Raw genomic sequence first — 14,623 nt, forward strand, 5'->3', positions numbered from 1 at the left:
TTTTGGTGTCTGACGTGAGGCGGACACATATCCCTTGGAGGAGCCATTGGTTTGCAACGGCTTACCCTCTGCTGTTCGCGGCGGCCTGCCCAGGTTGGAGGTCTTCAGCGAGCGAGTCGTAGCCTAAAGGGCACGACGAAGGAACCGGAGTGCAAGATCGATAGAGAGATATACCTATCTTTGCGCCCGTCCCCAGTATAGGAAACTTAATAAACATTTGATAAGTAATTTCCGGCAAAAATCGCGAAAGATTGACACTCAAATGGCTGGCATAAAGACGGCGCAAGCATTTGAGGCCCCTCTCGCCTCTGAATTAATTAAAATGAGTACTCACATTTATGTATGTCAATGCATCAAAATCTTAATTATTGCAACAGTTCAACCCCAAACCCGTGTTTGGTGGCATCGGCCGACGGGTTCCCCTGGTTTCGGGTCTGCCCCAGCGATCGCGCTCGCTTAGCACAACCAAAGGTGACAGCTTAGGGAGCAAGGTTTCAGGTCACGTATAGAAATAAACAGACCCAGAACCGGATACCTTCAACCCAGACCGTTGGAGTTTGCACAGTCCGATTGGTCAGGTACTACTGGTCTGTTGCTAAGGAAACTCTGGCTCCCTCAGTCTCTAGGGCCAGCACTTGGGCCGTTACCGTTTGCCCAGCCTGCTGCCAGGTGGTAACCATAGCGTCACGTACCTGAGCGGCCGCCTGTGCTGGAGCCAGCGCCAGCAGGGTAGGACCAGCGCCACTGATGACTAAGCCGTAGGCCCCCGCCTCGATCGCGGCGGTAGCCACGGGTTCGTAGCCAGCAATCAGCGTTTGGCGGTAGGGCTGATGAATGCGATCGCCCATCGCTACCCGCAGCCAGTCGCCCCGGCCCGTCTCTAGCCCCCGCAGCAGCAGCCCCAGATGGGCGGTATTAAAAATTGCGTCGGCGCGGCTGTAGGTAGCGGGCAGCACTTGGCGGGCCGCAGCGGTAGACAGCTCAAAATCTGGGATGGCAACAACAGGCGTAATCTCCCCGTGCCAGGGAATAGGGCAGAGGGTGGAGGACCCGTCGTCGTTGGCGACGGCTAGCTGACAGCCGCCCACCAAAGCAGGAACAACATTGTCGGGATGGCCCTCAATATCGATCGCCATCGCCACCAGCGCCGCCTGATCGAGCGGAGAATCGCACAGCGCATTGGCCCCCAGTAGACCCCCGACAATGGCGGTTGAGGAGCTGCCCAAGCCCCGCGCCAGAGGAACATTGAGGTCGATTGCGATCGCCACGGTTGGCACAGCCAGCTCTCGCCGATGGAAGTAGCTGGCAAACGCTTTGTAGGCCAGGTTAGAGCTATCGGTCACAACCCGGTCGGCCTCTAAGCCCCGCACCTCAATCGCCACCTCCCCCGCTGCCGGGTCAAGCGTGAAACGGAAGCGGTTGTAAAGGGTAAGCGCCGCGCCTAAACAATCGAAGCCGGGGCCAATGTTGGCGGTAGTGGCAGGCACAGTCACAGACACGGATGTAGGCACCGCAAAAGCCTCCAGCGGTTGTAGAACCATCAGGCCCAGGATACTATCACTTTTTGAGGTCGCCCTAGGGACACTGGTCTAGAGATATCTTGCAAGACACCCTCTTAGAGACACAATTTAAGGCGACACAACCCGAGCGACATCATTAAATCCCGTCTCTACAATAGGAACAGGGAAGATTTTGGGAGACGTAGCATGAACCTTCAGCCATTGATTCGCGCTGCCCTGGGAATAGGTCTAGGAGCCGGGATGGGCGTTTTAGCGGCGATCGCCCCGGCCAGCGCCGAGCCGGATTCTGCCAACTCTGCTCCTGAGCCCGTAGCTCAGGGGGCTGTAACCCAGGGAGATGGGGGCAGGCTAGTGCTGCCCTTCACCGACGTACCGCCCGATCACTGGGCCTACGAGGCCTTGCTCAACCTGGCTGGCACCTATGGCTGCGTTAGCGGCTATCCAGACGGCACTTTTCGGGGCGAAGATGCGGTCACCCGCTACGAATTTGCCGCCGGAATGGATGCCTGTCTGAGCGTAATCTCGGGCCTGGCCCAGCAGCAACAGGCAGAGCAGGGGCAAGCCGTGCGCGATCTAATCGACGACATGGAGCAGTCCTTGCAGGAGCTGCGCCAGCTTGAAACCGAGCTGCCAGAGACGCCCTAGGGCTAGAAGTCTTCACGAGCGGCGATCGCCCCAGCCACCCGTTCTACCACCTCAGTCACGGGCAGCGCCCCCAGTTCACCCTGGGCGCGGGTGCGAATGTTGAGGGCATTAGCCTCCAGTTCCTTCGCACCGACTACGGCCATGATGGGCACTTTGGCCTTTTCGGCATTGCGCACCATCTTACCGAGGCGATCGCCGCTGGCATCTACCTCCACCCGCACGCCCTGGGCCAAGAGCTGATCCGCCACCGATTGGGCAAAGCCCAGCTGCTCCTCAGTCACCGGCAGCAGGCGCATCTGCACCGGAGCCAGCCACAGCGGAAAATCACCGGCATACTCCTCAATCAAAATCCCAATTAGCCGCTCCAGCGAACCAAAGGGAGCGCGGTGAATCATCACCGGGCGCTGACGCGAGCCGTCCTCGGCCACGTACTCCAGATCAAAGCGCTCGGGCAAGTTGTAGTCAACCTGTACCGTGCCCAGCTGCCATTCGCGCTCCAGAGCATCCCGAAAAATGAAGTCCAGCTTGGGGCCATAGAAAGCCGCTTCTCCCGGCGCTTCAAAATACTCCATGCCCAAGGTTTGCACAGCCCGACGAATAGCCGTTTGAGACGCTTCCCACACCTCATCACCGCCAATATACTTGGTTGATTCTGGGTCTCGGAAGCTCAGTCGAGCTTTAAAGTTCTTGAGCTTCAGGCTGCGAAACACGGAGAGAATTAAATCCACCACCTTAAGAAACTCGTCGTCGAGCTGCTCTGGGCGCACGAACAGGTGAGAATCGTCCACCGTAAAGCCTCGCACTCGGGTCAGCCCGCCCAGCTCTCCCGACTGCTCGTAGCGATACACCGTGCCAAACTCCGCCAGCCGCAGCGGCAGTTCTCGGTACGACCTGAGCTCACTCTTATAGATCTGGATATGAAAAGGGCAGTTCATGGGTTTCATGACAAAGCCCTCCTCCGCCAAACGAGCCGCATCGTCGTCGGCCATCAGCGGAAACATGTCTTCTCGGTAGTTCTGCCAGTGGCCCGAGATCTTAAAGAGATCTACTCGAGCAATGTGAGGGGTGACAACCCCAAGATAGCCCCGCTTGGTCTGCTCTTCCTTCAGGAATGTTTCTAGCGTAGAGCGCAGCACCGTGCCCTTAGGCGTCCACAGTGGCAGGCCGGGCCCTACCTCGTCAGCGAAGATAAACAAGCCCAGTTCTTTGCCCAGCTTGCGGTGGTCGCGACGCTTGGCCTCTTCGCGACGGCGCTTGTATTCCTGGAGTTGCTCCGGAGTCTCCCAGGCGGTACCGTAGATGCGCTGGAGTTGGGCGCGGTTCTCGTCACCGCGCCAGTAGGCCCCAGCTACACTCTCTAGCTCAAATGCCTTGGGGTTGAGGTCGGCGGTGCTAGCGACATGGGGGCCAGCGCATAAATCCCACCACTGATCACCCAGGTGATAGAGCGTGATCGGATCTTTCAAATCTTGCAGAATTTCGAGCTTATAGGGCTCTCCCAGGGCCTCAATGCGGCGCTGAGCCTCGTCACGGGTAACGGTTTCTTCAACGACCGGCAGCCCCTTGTTAATAATTTTGATCATCTCTTTTTTAATCGCCTTCAGGTCCTGCTCGGTAAAAGGCTCAGGGCTGTCGAAGTCGTAGTAGAAGCCATAGTCGATCGAGGGGCCAATTGTGACTTGAGCCTTGGGGAATAGAACCTGCACCGCCATCGCCATCACGTGGGAGAAGGTGTGGCGAATGCGCTTGAGACCCTCTGACTCACTGGTGCGAGGCAGGGCAATAGGAGCGCTCGATTGAGGAGCAGACAAGTCAGTTTGAGCCATTGTCAACGCTGAAGGCAAGATAAGGAATTGACATCTAGTTTAGCGACTATTGGGTAAACCCAAAGTCGAGCTAGCGCCCAGGAGTACGGTTATCTACCCTTTGGCTAGGGGAATATCTGACTCAATTGGCCGCTCGCTTAGGTACACTAGGGGAGTGATGACCAGGTGCAGCGTTCCAAGGTCATCATGTGCAGGACGAGTACAGACAGAATTGCGCCTTTGCATTCTTGTGCTATGCTGTGTTCCTGAATCTAGGGGTTGATGCCTGCGCAAGTTTCAAGGGTGTGCAGATTCTCCCGGTTCAACGTTCTGAAGAGCTTTTTACATCGAAAATATGACTGAAGCAATTGCCGACTTAGTTGTCGCTCACCCAATGGTGAAATTTCAGCGCCAAGTTGAGTCTCTAGTTAAGAAATCCAAAGTTGTAAGCCCCAGCGACCCCATTTGGAAAATCGCTTTCCTGTTTGGCGATGACTGGGCCCATTGGAAGCAAGAGCTAGAAGAATTCGACTTCTCAACTCAAGATCCAATCCAAGAACTGCTGGCGGTGCAGTCTTGGGAAGAGGACTAATGCAGGGCATCGCGATCGCTGATTAGCCCAGGTTACAAACTCGTTTTACTAGCGAGTCTCCGCTAACCGCCGTGACCAACTAACCCGTGACTAATCAACCATTGACGTTAAATCGGGTTGCAGCTTAATACGCACAAGAATGGTCGTGATATTGTCATGGCCATTTTTTTCGTTGGCTAAGTCGATGAGATGGGTGGCACCGCTGGCGAGGTTAGCCTTCGAGCTCAGGAGAGCAGCAAGGTGGGAATCGCTATGGCGCTCTAGCAGATCGTTGTCGCTCAGCCCATCCGAACACAAAACCAGCAGGGTATCTTCGGTAATTTCGTGGTACGCAATGCTGGGTGTTAAGTCTTCCTTGCTTCTTGGCCCCAAGGCTTGAGTCAATTGATAGGCATCGGGGCGGGCATAGGCTAGCGCTGGCTCTACCCCTCGATTGATTTCCCGCTGACCCACTTCATGGTCAAGAGTCAGCTGCCGCAGACCCAGACGTTTGCCATAGCTATACAGGCGGCTATCGCCCACGTGCACCACCGCCATATCCAGGTTGTGCACCAGAACCATCACCAGGGTAGTACCCATTCGGCCAACCCCGGAGGTTGCGTTTGACTGATTGATATCAAAAATAGTCTGGTTGGCGGTGACCACGGCCTGAGCTAGGGTGTCTTGGTCAGGCAGGCGATCGCCGCTCCAGTGCTGGGTTAAATACTCCCGCAGCGTGCGTACCGCCAGCTGGCTGGCCACTTCTCCCGAGGCGTGACCGCCCATGCCGTCACAAAGGATGTAGAGCCCCTTAGCCCGCAGTATGGTGCCCTGGGGACCGCTCACCTTATGGAGCTGAGTTTGGGTGAAGAACCAGTCTTCGTTGTGGTGGCGCTGCTGACCCACGTGGCTTTGGCCGGCATCATCGAGGTGGGCCAGCTTCATGGGCAATATCATGGTTGAGGCTTCGATTAGCCCAGTACCATCGTCCTCTGGCAACTCTTGTGTATCGAACACCGTGTCAGCGTCTAGGTCACTGTCGTCGGCAACCGCTGCGCTGGCGGTCGTCAGCTCAGACTCATCCGCCTCAACCAGGTTGCTAGCTTCAGCGTCGTCGGTGTCGTCGACCCACTGTAGGGCAGTACCTTCAGCCCCGGGCAGCGGATAGGCTTGGGCGGCTTCGGCCAGGGTATCTTGCACGCGCTTGATGTCGGTAACAGTGCCCTCTACCAGGTCGTTGATCAGGGTCTGTACCTTGAGAGGCAGACCCTGGCCGCGGCTGAGCATGGTTTGCCACATCTGCCCCAAAACCTGCAATGGCAGGGGCGACTGATGAGGGCCGGAGTCGATCTGCGTGAGGCAGAGCAGGCTGTTTTCGTTTAGGGTTAGCCGCTGGGGGTTAAGCAGAGTAGCCTGCCCCTGCCACGGGGCCAAAGCCTGCCAGAGCAGCGTCGTTTCAAACAGCCAATGAATGTGCTGCAGCGGTTCATCAATAGCTATCCAGCCCATTGAGAGGGGAAGCCAGATGGTTCGATCTTCAATCAGTAAGAGGGTGCGCTGGGGCGTTTGCCAAGCATGGTGTAGCTCAGGAATAGCCGGAAAATGGTCGGCTTGGAGGGCCAGGTAGGGATAGGCCTGAGGCGGCACCCCAGCCGCTAGAGGATGGGTAGTGGGATTTAGGTTAGGTGTTTCTAGCCAGGCCGACTGTAGGGCTTGTAGCGGAGAGTCGGCATTGGGCTGACAGTCAAGGACCACCAGGGGAGCAGGGCTGTCTATCCCGAGTGGGGTAGGTGAGGCAACTAGCCGATAGCGGCGATCGCAGTCGAGGTAGCCTTCGGCCTCCAGGTCATCGGCGGCGATCGCCGCCGTCCCTGGACCGGGAATATCAATTACTCGCCAGCGCTGAAGTGGCTGGCCACACTGCTCGCAGGACCGCTGTGAATCGGGGTTTTCAAACTCACAAAAAGGGCAGGTTAGCATCCTAGCGATGATCCAAAAGTAGGCCAGTCAGCCAGCGTATCGAGGCCATCACCCTGAGTAAGGTCACAATCGAGCATTATGCTGGAGGCTAAGACAGGCTTTCACACAACCGTTTGATACACCCTACTGGCAAAACCGCTGGGGTACGGCATGTTTAAGTATGGCATGGGTACATGCCAAAGCTGCCCTACCGCAAGCTCATGGTAACTTACTACCCCTGCCGTAACATGCTTAAACCAGCGATTCTTGACTTAAACCAAAGCCAGGCTCAGCGCGCCGGGTGGCCGAGGGCACACCTTTAAAGTTGCAGTAACTTCTGGCGTTCGTCGGCCGTAGCCAGCCGCCACTGACCGGGCTTTAGGGTACCCAGCTGCAGGTGGGCGATCGCAACGCGCACCAGCCGCAGGGTAGGGTGCCCCACCGCAGCCGTCATGCGACGCACCTGGCGGTTTTTGCCCTCTTCCAGGGTCATTTCTAACCACGCCGTTGGAATGCTCTGGCGGAAGCGAATGGGCGGGTCTCGCGGCGGCAGCACCGGGGCGGCAGCGAGCGGTTTAACGTGACAGGGCCGAGTGCGATAGCCCTTAATCGTAACTCCCTGGCGGAGCTGGGCCAGGGCGGCGGCGGTTGGTACCTGCTCGACCTGCACCCAGTAGGTGCGGGGGTGGGCAAAGCGCGGATCGCTGAGCCGATGCTGCACCCGACCGTGGTTGGTCAGCAGCATTAGCCCTTCGCTATCGCGATCGAGACGCCCCACCGGGTAGACATCCGCCACCGGAATAAAGTCTTTGAGAGTAGGGCGGGGCTCAGCGGTAGAGGCTGGGGGAGTATTGCCCTCGCTAAACTGGCTGAGCACGTTGTAGGGCTTGTAAAACAAAATGTACTGATACGCCATGGTGGCTACGGGCCACAGATAAGCGAAGCATTATAGCTGCCGTAGATTGGCCGATCGCAGCCCGGGAGAAAACACTGGCTGCGATCGCAGCATGAATCACGGCTTAAGGGCTGCAACATTTCATTGCAACTCTTGTGGAAATGTTGAGAAACCACAGCGGTCAAGGTCAGACCGATATGCTGAACTCTATAGGACTGATTGTGGCAGGACAACACCATGGAATTCGGGAATAAGTATCGTTTCGCTTGCACCCTCACCTTTGGCGACATCTATGGCCAAATTATTGCCTGGCTAGTGATTTTGTTCATTAGCCTAGCGGCATCTCTGGCCCTGATGGGTGCTCGGCAGCCCGTGGTCGCCCTGGCTACCGTCGGGCTCATTCTGGTGCTGTCGCTGCCTTTTCTACTATTTGCCTTTGTGACCACGCTGTTTAACCACATTGAGGTTGAGCCGGTAGAGTCTAGCCAAACTGCCCCTAACCGTCCGGAAAGAACGGTTAGTTCTACCTCTCCGGCCCGAGCTTAACTGGCCTACTCCGCCGACTCTTCTGCGGCAGGGGCCGGTTCCACAACGTCTGTGGTCTCGCTACTGGCCCCTGGCGCTGCCTGACCCTGGGCAGACATCAGCTCAATTTGGTCTTTGAACTGAGCCGGGGCCAGAGCCGTGGCTTGGGTAAAGAGAGCTTGGGCGGTATCAGTGTCTCCCTGCTCCTGCAGCACCAGGGCCTTAGCCAGCACCGGGCGAAAGTCTTCTGGAGCAGCTGCGATCGTCTCGTCATAGAGCGCAATGGCCTGGTCGGGATTGTTGGCCTCCACGTGCACCTGGGCCAGCAGCAGCTTCACGGAGGTCGTGTCAATGTCGGTTGCTGTGCCGTCTGACTGCAGCTGGTCGGCGGTTTTAAGGGTATCTTGCAACAGCCCGATCGCGGCCTGGGGGCGTTGTTGCTGCACCAGCAGCACGGTTAACCCCTGTAGCGCGTTCATATTGCCAGGCTGCTGATCGAGCACCTGGCGATAGGTTTGAGCCGCTCCTTCTAGATCGCCCAGCTGCTGTTTGGTTTGGGCCAGCAGCACAGCGTAGTCGGGCACGCCTGGGTTAAGCTCTACCAGCTTTTCTAGGGGACCGACTACCCCGTTGATATCGCCTAGCTGAATGCGCGCGTCTACCAGGCCCTGCAGGGCTGTTTGGTTGTCGGGCTCGCGCTCTAGCACTAGCTCATAGCCTCGGGCCTGAGCTTCTAGCTCGGCCTGCATGGCGGCGGGGTCGGCGGCGGGGCTGGCATCGGGGGTACTGCTAGCCCGGCGGTTGTCGTTACTGCCCAAAATTGGCAGCAGCGACAGCGACAAAAAGGCCGCCAAAGCCAGGGTCAAAACAGTACCAACGAGCCAACGATTACGGTTTGCGGTCACGGGTTTACCTCATCAGGGAGCGGCGGGAACGCGATACCCGGGTTGGGGGGCGATCGCGAACGTTATACAGTTTCAAACTAGCTGCAGGTAAATGATTCTAACGCTTTGGTCTGGGGCTGGAGCCGAGTTTGGAGCCAGCCCCAGGATCCAGGGTTACAGTAGCAAAGAAGTTGCCAAAAAGCTCAGAAACAATACGGATTGCTAACCGTCAGCGATGGAAACTTAAGATAGCTGCTTCGACCGTTGAGGTAACTGTCTGCGAGCTGTACTGACCTAGACGTAAAGCTCCCGACAAGTTGCGTAAACCGCTTAAATATTTGCCCCGACCATGCATATGAGAAGGCGAATGTTACGCTAGGCTTACAGGCTAAGTCATGCGCGAAGTTACCGTTGCGCCGGGTGGCTAGTTCATGTTGAGAGGGAGATCGGTGGTGTCATGGGTTCTACAGAGCAAGACGCTTCTAAGAGCGACTTTAAAGCTAAAGATGGCCTCGACCAGGGGACGGCATCTGCCGCCGATCGGCCATCGTTAATGTCTCCTCCCCAGCGTCCGGTGCGCCCGGTACGCCCTGCTGCTGCCCCAGAAGCTAAGACCAGTGTAGCCAAGACCAGCGCGGTCGGCGTTAAAGTAGCGCCCAAGGCCCCAGCAGCTGAGCCGGCCAACAAAGTTGCCGTGGCCGAACCCCCTGCACCCGACCCCGCCGCCTATCGGTATCAGCCCATTGCGCCACCCAGTGAACCCATGCAGTACCGGGCGATTGGTCTGGTGCGAGGCACCTACGAACCCAGCGAGGCCGACCAGCTCAACCGGGGCAACCTCACCACCGAAGACGGCCACGTGATCGATTCGGTATTGCTGGGGCGCATTACCAGCCTGGTGAAAAAGCATATTGACCTGGCGGTGCCCCACCTGTGGGTGGTGTACCCTCGCACCCGCCGCGAACTGGATAATGACGACCAGGATTTGCACCTGCAGATCGTCGGCGTATGGGAGCCCGAAACCTTAGGCCTGCCGGGGGAAGCACCCGCCAATGCCGATGACGACACCGACGAAGCCGCTGCCGACGCGGACAAACCAGACCTTAAAGATCTGCCCCCCGTGGACGACAACTTCTTCTCCATCCGCGGCGAAGTGGTGAAGTACACCCCAGAAGATCAGTGCATTGCGGTCAAAATTTTGCAGGGGGTAAAGCGCACTCCCGGCTCCTCAAAACCGTTTAAGCTGCTGCTGCACGGCACCATTGAGGGCCGCACGGTGGGCTATTTTTGGGATTTTAAGGTCAGGCGTGAGGCCAAAGTTTTGGTGGTGAGCGAGGCGACGATGGTGGGCATTGTGCCCCCCAAGAAGCGCGCTAAGGGCAGCGGTGGCGGTGGCGGCCCTCGACGGGGCGGCGGCAGACCGAGCATGCGCAGTGGCCCGGGCGGCAGCAGACCTCCTATGCCCAACCGTCGCCCTACGGGGGTCAAAGGCAGCGATGCTGGAGCGGGTCGCCCTGCGAGTCGCCCTAAAAAGCGTGACGAGAATCTCGAGAGCAGCCCCGAATAGTCAGCTCAAATAGCGGCCCTAGCCACCCAGCGCATCCTGAGGTAAAAACGCCCGATCTTGAGGCAGAGGGGCTACGGGTGCCGTCAGCTCAAACTGTCCTGTCTCTATCCAGGTTTTAAGTTCGTTGGCGACCTGACGGGCTAAAAACACGCTGGCCAGCGGTGCCGTGCGCACGGGCTGCCCTTCGATAGTGATACTGCCTGACTTGAGCTGGGCATAGCTGACCAGGCCAAAGGTGGGCCGCACCCGGCGAGGAATCGAGAAATCCATCACTGGAGCCACGATCTCGACGTCCTGGATGGCGCAGTGGGCCGCCACCTGCTCGTTGAGTATGGGAATGGGCACCCCCACCCCCAGCATGAGCGAGGGGCCATAACCCTTGAAGTAGCAGCCCCGCACCCACTCGGCCCGCATCTGCTTGGCATCGCCAATGAGGGCCAGGGTGGCGGCGGGGCCAATGGGGGTGCGGTTGGGCAGCCGTCGCTGGAGCGGGAAGTGCTGGGTGCCCTCCCAGGCCACATAGCCCACGCCGCSGCCANMWSRRMRKKCRSSYRCCRMWGMYKRTCGMSKCNRGGTYKGGGYCNTNSRGYWGCGGTGAGAGGGCACCGGGATTGGCGTAGACGGCATTACCCAGGCGCGGCTGCAGCGGACCGAGATAGGTGGAAAGGGTGCGATCGCCCCCATTCACTCCGACAATAAAGTTTTGGTATAGCCCTCGGGGGCTGAACAGGTAAAACTGGTTGATCGTATCGCGGGTGATGGTGGTTTCGAGGGCGGTACGGGGGTAGCAGTCGGTGCCGTGGCCGGTGGCCTGTAGGGGCACGCTGCGCCCGGCGATCAGGTCGGCGATCACGTGGCCGCCGCCGTGCTCGCGTACCGCTTCGGCATCGCCCAGGTCGGCCCCGCCACGCCCGGCCACGGCGGGCTGACTCGCTCCCAGGCAGACATCCACCGCGCCAAAGCCCGCGTAGGCAGGCACGCCATCGAGATAGCACTCCAGCAGCTTGATAGGCGGGTCGGTGTGGCCCAGGTTGAGCATTGCCCCCGACGACTCCATGGGCTCAAAGGTGCCTGTGACCACGACATCTACCGCGGCGGCGGCGGCGGTAATACCCTGTTCTTTGGCGTAGCCCTTGAAGGCCTCGGCGGTCTGCACCACCGCTTTGCCCTGGCGAATTTTTTCGTTAATGCCGTCGATGGTGCGCATGGGCCAAGCCTAGGAGTTAGAGCTACGCCGCAACCAGAATAGGCTGCCCATCAGCGCTGAGGGGGCTAGCAGCAGGGCTATTACTAGACCCAGAGTTGGGCTGTTCTGCCCTGCCTGAGAATTAGCAAGCAGCACTGGTACTCCGTATTTAACCGCCGCGCTCAACACCCCCGACAGCGCCACCACTTTAGCCACAAAGCTGATGTCAGAAGAATTCATAGGCCTAGCTCAGGGGATCGCCGCACGTTGAGACAACACCACTCCTGTCGTCGCCAGAGGGTGGCCACCACCCAGCCGTGCTGCTCGAGGGTATCGGCCACCAGCTTCGACTGGTCAAGCAAAATACCGCTGAGAATGCCCCAGCCATCGGCGGTAACAATGGTGTGCATCTGAGGGATGAGGTCCATAATCACCTCGGCCAGAATGTTGCAGACGATACCGTCGACCGGGGCATCGATCGCCTGGGCAATAGTGTCCAGGCTGCCATGCAGCAGCGGTAGCTGCTCCTCCGTCAGACCGTTCAGGGTGCGGTTGCCGCTGGCTGAATGAATGGCTAAGTCGTCGGTGTCGGCGGCGTAGGCTCGCCTAGCCCCCAGCAGCAGCGCTCCGATCGAGAGAATGCCAGACCCACAGCCAATGTCGGCGATCGTCACATCGGTTTTTTCGTAGGTGAGTCGCATTTCGAGCGACTCCAGGCAGAGCTGGGTGGTGGGGTGGTTGCCGGTACCAAAGGCCACCCCTGGATCGAGGCGCAGCACCAGCCGATCGTTGTCGGCGGGCGGTTCTAGCCAGGCGGGAGTGATCAAGAAGCGATCGCCAATCGGTTCCGGCTGCCAGTGGTCTTTCCAGCTTTTTGACCAGTCTTCTTCGTCGATTAGCTGCCAGCTAATTCGGGGCAGCACTTGGTCGTTGCACAGGGCATCCTGCTTGATCAGCAGCGCCAGGGCTGACAAATCCAGCAGTTCCATCCGGTGCTGCGGAAAATAAGCCTGCACCAGACAGGACGATCCCCGCTTTTGGGTTGAAGTGCCCTGGCTGCCAAAGCTGTCAAACCGCCAGAAGACCGTATCTTCTAGGGCCGGATCGCACAGTACTTTTACTTCCCACCAGGTGTTGACCACAGCCATTCTAGAGATTGCCTCGCAATTATCAAGATTGGGCTTTCACCCTATTTGAGCTAAAATCTCAAATTTTTGGCCGTAGGGTGGGCACTGCCCACCACCAACTCACCGCCTGTCGCGTTAGAAACCGCAGCTGAAGCACCCTCCGCTTTGCCCATCCTACAAGTTGACGGTGTAGGCATCGCGAATGCCGGGCACCTTGAGAATCTCTTCTAAAATGCCCTCGGGCAGCGGATCGTCGAGGCTGAGCGCCATGACCGCGTCGCCGCGCACGATTTTGCGGCCCACCTGCATACTGGCGATGTTGACGTTAAAGCTGCCCAGCAGCGAGCCAATTTTGCCGATAATGCCCGGCATGTCGCGGTGCAGGGTAAACAGCATGTGCTGAGTCGGCGGCACGTTGATGGGGAACTCGTCGATGTCAGTAACGCGGATTTCGCTGCCGCCCAGCAGCACCCCGGTAACCGAGTGTTCGCCCAGGCTGCCCTTGGCCGACAGGTTCAGCGACCCTGTGTAGTCGCGGATGTCGGCATCGCGGGTCTCGATCACATGGATACCCCGCTCCTTGGCCTCGATTGAGGCGTTGACGTAGTTGACCCGCTCTTGCAGGGCGTGGGAGAGCAGCCCCTTCAGCGCCGCCACCATGATTGGCTGGGTGTCGCCCCCGGCAATGTCGCCCTGGAGCCGCACCGTGAGTTCTTCAACCCGGCCCCCAGCTAATTGACCCACCAGGTTGCCTAGGGTTTCGGCCAGCTGCAGGTAGGGGCGCAGCTTTTGCATTACCTCAGGGCGCAGACCGGGGATATTCACCGCCGATCGCGCCGGTAGACCGAGCAGCACGTCGCGAATTTGCTCAGCCACGTCAATGGCCACATTCACCTGGGCCTCTTCGGTAGAAGCCCCTAGGTGGGGGGTGAGAATGATCTCTTTGCCCAGCTCCCGCAGTTCCGACTCGCCCAGGGGTTCAGATTCGTACACATCTAGCGCTGCACCGCCGATGGTGCCCTCCCGCAGGGCCTTAGCTAGGGCGGTTTCGTCGATGATGCCGCCGCGGGCGCAGTTGATGATGCGCACCGTGGGCTTCATGGTGGCCAGGGCTTTTTCGTCAACCAGGTGGGTGGTTTCGGGGGTCTTGGGCAGGTGCAGGGTGATGTAGTCGGCCTCGCGGAACAGCAGGTCTAGCTCCACCAGGCGGCAGCCGAGCTGTTCGGCGCGATCGGCGGAGATGAAGGGGTCGTAGGCCAGCAGCTTCATGCCCATGGCCCGCGCCACCGTGGCCACGTGGGAGCCAATTTTGCCCAGACCTACAACACCCAGGGTTTTCTTGTAGATTTCGACCCCGGTGAAGTCTTTGCGCTTCCACTCGCCCGCCTTGACGGAGCGATCGGCGCTGGGAATGTAGCGCGACATCGACATCATCATCGCCAGGGCGTGCTCTGCGGCGGCAATGGTATTGCCCTCGGGGGAGTTGACCACCACAATGCCGCGCCGGGTGGCCTCAGGCACATCGACGTTATCGACCCCGACCCCGGCCCGACCAATGATTTTAAGGCTGTTGCCCGCCTCAATCACCGCCTTGGTTACCTTGGTGCCAGAGCGAATCATCAGCGCGTCATACTCGCCAATGGCCGCCACCAGTTCTTCAGGCGAAAGGCTGGTGTTGACGTCAACCTGGGCGACTTGGGAGAGAATATCGAGGCCCGCCTGATCAATGGGGTCGGAAACTAGAACCTTGGGCATGGGTCAGCCATAAAATGTCACAGGGATCTACTTTACTGCAAAGGCGGAGCGGGGCATTAGTGTAGAGAGTACTTTTGACGCGGGTAGGGGGGATGGGTGGGCGGGCGGGTGCATCTGCGGGGCGATGCGCTATTTCAAGGAGCTTAATCTTGCAAGGCTTGGGAGTAGCGATTATCTTGATTGT

At 58.7% G+C, this 14,623-nt stretch carries 12 protein-coding genes and 1 pseudogene; 4 read left to right on the forward strand and 9 right to left on the reverse strand.

What is annotated here, in order from left to right; all coding sequences use genetic code 11:
* Positions 1–581: 581 nt before the first annotated feature.
* The gene (gene thrB, locus IQ265_RS30870) at positions 582–1,541 is read right to left on the reverse strand and encodes a homoserine kinase (protein ID WP_194058836.1); all 960 of its coding nucleotides are present in this window, start codon (positions 1,539–1,541) and stop codon (positions 582–584) included.
* Positions 1,542–1,706: 165 nt separating this feature from the next.
* Between thrB and IQ265_RS30875 the strand changes: the two genes are divergently transcribed.
* The gene (locus IQ265_RS30875; RefSeq protein ID WP_228038476.1) at positions 1,707–2,165 is read left to right on the forward strand and encodes an S-layer homology domain-containing protein; all 459 of its coding nucleotides are present in this window, start codon (positions 1,707–1,709) and stop codon (positions 2,163–2,165) included.
* Positions 2,166–2,167: 2 nt separating this feature from the next.
* Here the strand turns inward: IQ265_RS30875 and thrS are convergent, their stop codons facing one another.
* Complete coding sequence (gene thrS, locus IQ265_RS30880) at positions 2,168–3,991, reverse strand: threonine--tRNA ligase (protein WP_194058838.1); 1,824 nt, start codon at positions 3,989–3,991, stop codon at positions 2,168–2,170.
* Positions 3,992–4,325: 334 nt separating this feature from the next.
* On the opposite strand from thrS, the gene IQ265_RS30885 reads away from it, so the two are divergent.
* Complete coding sequence (locus IQ265_RS30885) at positions 4,326–4,562, forward strand: DUF4327 family protein (protein ID WP_194058840.1); 237 nt, start codon at positions 4,326–4,328, stop codon at positions 4,560–4,562.
* A gap of 90 nt (positions 4,563–4,652) precedes the next feature.
* On the opposite strand, the gene IQ265_RS30890 is transcribed toward IQ265_RS30885, so the two are convergent.
* Both IQ265_RS30890 and IQ265_RS30895 read right to left on the reverse strand, forming a co-directional pair.
* Positions 4,653–6,521, reverse strand: a complete 1,869-nt coding sequence (locus IQ265_RS30890; protein WP_194058842.1) for a serine/threonine phosphatase — start codon at positions 6,519–6,521, stop codon at positions 4,653–4,655.
* 298 nt (positions 6,522–6,819) lie between these two features.
* A complete protein-coding gene (locus IQ265_RS30895; protein ID WP_194058844.1) occupies positions 6,820–7,416 on the reverse strand; it encodes a pseudouridine synthase in 597 nt (198 codons plus the stop codon).
* Positions 7,417–7,632: 216 nt separating this feature from the next.
* Here IQ265_RS30895 and IQ265_RS30900 point away from each other — a divergent pair, with 216 nt between their 5' ends.
* Positions 7,633–7,941: a hypothetical protein gene (locus IQ265_RS30900; protein ID WP_194058846.1), complete on the forward strand. Its 309-nt coding sequence runs from the start codon at positions 7,633–7,635 to the stop codon at positions 7,939–7,941.
* A gap of 5 nt (positions 7,942–7,946) precedes the next feature.
* Here IQ265_RS30900 and IQ265_RS30905 read toward each other — a convergent pair whose 3' ends face one another.
* Complete coding sequence (locus IQ265_RS30905; protein WP_194058848.1) at positions 7,947–8,825, reverse strand: tetratricopeptide repeat protein; 879 nt, start codon at positions 8,823–8,825, stop codon at positions 7,947–7,949.
* A gap of 436 nt (positions 8,826–9,261) precedes the next feature.
* On the opposite strand from IQ265_RS30905, the gene IQ265_RS30910 reads away from it, so the two are divergent.
* Positions 9,262–10,371, forward strand: coding sequence for a hypothetical protein (locus IQ265_RS30910; RefSeq protein WP_194058850.1), 1,110 nt, complete (start codon positions 9,262–9,264; stop codon positions 10,369–10,371).
* Between the two features lie 18 nt (positions 10,372–10,389).
* Here the strand turns inward: IQ265_RS30910 and IQ265_RS30915 are convergent.
* From IQ265_RS30915 to serA, 4 genes and pseudogenes are all read right to left on the reverse strand, one after another.
* A pseudogene (locus tag IQ265_RS30915) lies at positions 10,390–11,578 on the reverse strand (homocysteine biosynthesis protein).
* 9 nt (positions 11,579–11,587) lie between these two features.
* A complete protein-coding gene (locus IQ265_RS25565) occupies positions 11,588–11,797 on the reverse strand; it encodes a hypothetical protein (protein ID WP_194058852.1) in 210 nt (69 codons plus the stop codon).
* Positions 11,794–12,699: a 50S ribosomal protein L11 methyltransferase gene (gene prmA / locus IQ265_RS25570; protein ID WP_194058862.1), complete on the reverse strand. Its 906-nt coding sequence runs from the start codon at positions 12,697–12,699 to the stop codon at positions 11,794–11,796. The genes IQ265_RS25565 and prmA overlap by 4 nt, the downstream gene beginning before the upstream one ends.
* A 159-nt stretch (positions 12,700–12,858) precedes the next feature.
* On the reverse strand, positions 12,859–14,439 hold the full coding sequence (serA, locus tag IQ265_RS25575; protein WP_194058854.1) for a phosphoglycerate dehydrogenase: 1,581 nt from the start codon (positions 14,437–14,439) through the stop codon (positions 12,859–12,861).
* Positions 14,440–14,623 lie beyond the last annotated feature (184 nt).

It is taken from the genome of Nodosilinea sp. LEGE 06152 (assembly GCF_015207525.1).
Taxonomy (GTDB): Bacteria; Cyanobacteriota; Cyanobacteriia; order Phormidesmidales; family Phormidesmidaceae; genus Nodosilinea.

What these genes read in the sequence shown, in the direction of transcription:
- thrS (WP_194058838.1), bottom strand. Translation starts at nt 3,991, where the DNA reads ATGGCTCAAACTGACTTGTCTGCTCCTCAATCGAGCGCTCCTATTGCC.
- IQ265_RS30885 (WP_194058840.1), top strand. Translation starts at nt 4,326, where the DNA reads ATGACTGAAGCAATTGCCGACTTAGTTGTCGCTCACCCAATGGTGAAA.
- IQ265_RS30890 (WP_194058842.1), bottom strand. Translation starts at nt 6,521, where the DNA reads ATGCTAACCTGCCCTTTTTGTGAGTTTGAAAACCCCGATTCACAGCGG.
- IQ265_RS30895 (WP_194058844.1), bottom strand. Translation starts at nt 7,416, where the DNA reads ATGGCGTATCAGTACATTTTGTTTTACAAGCCCTACAACGTGCTCAGC.
- IQ265_RS25565 (WP_194058852.1), bottom strand. Translation starts at nt 11,797, where the DNA reads ATGAATTCTTCTGACATCAGCTTTGTGGCTAAAGTGGTGGCGCTGTCG.
- thrB (WP_194058836.1), bottom strand. Translation starts at nt 1,541, where the DNA reads ATGGTTCTACAACCGCTGGAGGCTTTTGCGGTGCCTACATCCGTGTCT.
- IQ265_RS30910 (WP_194058850.1), top strand. Translation starts at nt 9,262, where the DNA reads ATGGGTTCTACAGAGCAAGACGCTTCTAAGAGCGACTTTAAAGCTAAA.
- IQ265_RS30900 (WP_194058846.1), top strand. Translation starts at nt 7,633, where the DNA reads ATGGAATTCGGGAATAAGTATCGTTTCGCTTGCACCCTCACCTTTGGC.
- IQ265_RS30875 (WP_228038476.1), top strand. Translation starts at nt 1,707, where the DNA reads ATGAACCTTCAGCCATTGATTCGCGCTGCCCTGGGAATAGGTCTAGGA.
- serA (WP_194058854.1), bottom strand. Translation starts at nt 14,439, where the DNA reads ATGCCCAAGGTTCTAGTTTCCGACCCCATTGATCAGGCGGGCCTCGAT.